The 2205-nt window shown below is 51.6% G+C and carries 2 protein-coding genes; one reads left to right on the forward strand and one right to left on the reverse strand.

Annotated features, from left to right (window positions below):
- Positions 1–1010: 1010 nt before the first annotated feature.
- Entirely contained in the window at positions 1011–1598 is a 588-nt protein-coding gene (locus MGN01_RS23130) for a DUF2336 domain-containing protein (protein WP_238258452.1), read from the forward strand.
- A gap of 357 nt (positions 1599–1955) precedes the next feature.
- On the opposite strand, the gene MGN01_RS23135 is transcribed toward MGN01_RS23130, so the two are convergent.
- The gene (locus MGN01_RS23135; protein WP_147049138.1) at positions 1956–2147 is read right to left on the reverse strand and encodes a hypothetical protein; all 192 of its coding nucleotides are present in this window, start codon (positions 2145–2147) and stop codon (positions 1956–1958) included.
- Positions 2148–2205 lie beyond the last annotated feature (58 nt).

Here is a 2205-nt window from a genome sequence, read left to right on the forward strand (position 1 = left end):
TTTTTGTTGCGCGCAGGCGCTGAGCACGTTTGTCTTGACGCAATCATCCCGCAGGCTCCAAAAAAAGGTTCTAGGTCGCCACTGGCGTGGCGGTCCTCCCTCGCGCCTTCGGCCCGGCCAGCACCCGCTGAGCCGGGCTTTTTCGTGCGACGGGGGCGGGTCTATCAGGAGTGGTTCACCGAGGCCCCATGTTCTCCACGCCGCGATCCAGAAAACCGAAGCCACCGCAGTGTCGGGCGGTCATGACGGAGATGCTCGTTCCACCGATGCAGAATGGCTTGCTCATTGGCGTTCCGAGAAAAATCAAAAAGCGCTGTAAGAACGCTGTGACGCTCGATGGCCTGTGCACTACGCATACGAAGATGCCGGAGATGGGGAGAGAGTTGGAACTGGCGCAGGACGAGTAGGACTCGTCAGTCCGCGAAGGCCGTCGTTTCCCCGGGCCCGTTCGAGCGTGTGATGATTAGGGACTGCGAGCTTTTTCGTTATTTTTTTATTCGCAGATCAGGCAATTGGTTAATCTTACTCTAGCCTCAACCTGATTGTCTATTCTCACGCAGCGTCAGCGGATGTATCGATTCCCCGGAATGAAGCACAAACCGATGAGTAGTTCATCCAGCACATATATATTATAGTATTATTTTACGCATTCGCATCTGGCATGATGGTTGGAATGCATTTTAATGCGTATACACTCGCATGCACGTCATTGTTTATAGCCTCGTATTTTACCGGGATCGGTATCTACGAAAGTTCGTGGCGTTCAGATGGGATAGGTCCAATGATAATATACATCATATTACATCAAATGGGATTTATAGCGGGCCTATTTCAATACACTGATCAAGACAGCGAAAGCATATGAAATCTTTCATGGCTTGGGATTAGCACCGATGGCTGCGGAAACGCTCATACATGCTGAGTAAACCTCTATCTTCTCTTAGCGTTCATGAAAAACTAACCTCAGAGCGTCGCATCGCAGCAGATACCCGCTCACGCCAGTGAAGCACATGCCACAAATAGGAATTGTCAGTCGGCTGATTGCTGAACAGCTGACTATGCTTCCGAACAGTAATCATTCCCATTCTCCAGCTTTTGTTCTGCTAATTGAATGCATAATAAGCGAGGAAGAATTCCGGTTGAAAACAAAGAAATCACGAATACTTGACGAAACACTCTTAATTGTTTTGAAGTTTGAGACAGCTTTTGTTCGAAAGAAAACTGCTGAGGCACTGGCAATGGTGCGTTTCGGACCCGTAAAAACGATATGTTCTCTTGCTCAGGATCTTGATCCTGATATAGCTTCGCCAGTACTGCAGCAATCAATTATATTGACTGAGGACAATCTAATTCTCGTGGCGAGAACTCGATCATTTGAGCATGTCTTAGCAATTACAAAAAGACGGCGCATAAGTAAAGCCTTGGCCGCCGCTATACTTGCGCGTGTTAAACAGAAAATCCAGCCTCCGAGGGGAGAGGTAAATGCTGAAGGCAATATTTACGAACACACAAGACAAAAATTTTTGAATTTAAATTTTCCCAAGGAAAATATCGTCCTATTGGATGACTATCGCAAAATTGAAAGCTTTGTAAGCTGAATATAGATGGAGTTTCGTCAGGAAGTCTTTGTTTTTCTAGCCGAACTGACGAGCGGCGTCTGTGCTATCTGCACGCTGGTCTTTGTCTCCGCAGGAACAACCTCAGCCCGCCCGGTTCGCCGCGGCGGGCTTTTTCGGGCGCCTACGCCTCGTCCGCTTTGTCTTCAGCGGTTCGCGCCAGCCGCGCTGCACGCAGCCGTTCCGTCTTGTCGTCACGCGCCTTCAGTTCGGCACCGATTTCCGTCCAAACCTGTTTGCAGTCGTTGCCCGGTCGGCGTCTTTCGCCTTTTTGGTATCGGCCTCATCCGGATGTACCGGGCGCTGATCTCGTCTCAAGGGAAGCGCTCGTACGATCGCCTATGCCCAGCCGTCCTGATCCCGCTCGCCCTCAGGCTCGTCCGTGGAGGGCAAGATCCCCTGGCCTGTCAGCCAGTCGGCCAGGGCCTCGTCTACCGCCTGCGGGAGTGAGCGGACCGGCGCCAAGCCGTCCATCCACTTCTCCATGCCGGCGAGCACTTCCGGGGTCAGCATGTCTCGCATGGTGGGCATGGCGGGCTCCTGTCTGAGTGGATCATGCCCAACCTCACGCCTCCGTCAAACGCTTCCA

It is taken from the genome of Methylobacterium gnaphalii (assembly GCF_007992215.1).
Taxonomy (GTDB): Bacteria; Pseudomonadota; Alphaproteobacteria; order Rhizobiales; family Beijerinckiaceae; genus Methylobacterium; species Methylobacterium gnaphalii.

Bases quoted from the DNA above. Each gene is read 5' to 3' on its own strand.
- MGN01_RS23135 (WP_147049138.1), bottom strand. From the start codon at position 2,147: ATGCCCACCATGCGAGACATGCTGACCCCGGAAGTGCTCGCCGGCATG.
- MGN01_RS23130 (WP_238258452.1), top strand. From the start codon at position 1,011: ATGCCACAAATAGGAATTGTCAGTCGGCTGATTGCTGAACAGCTGACT.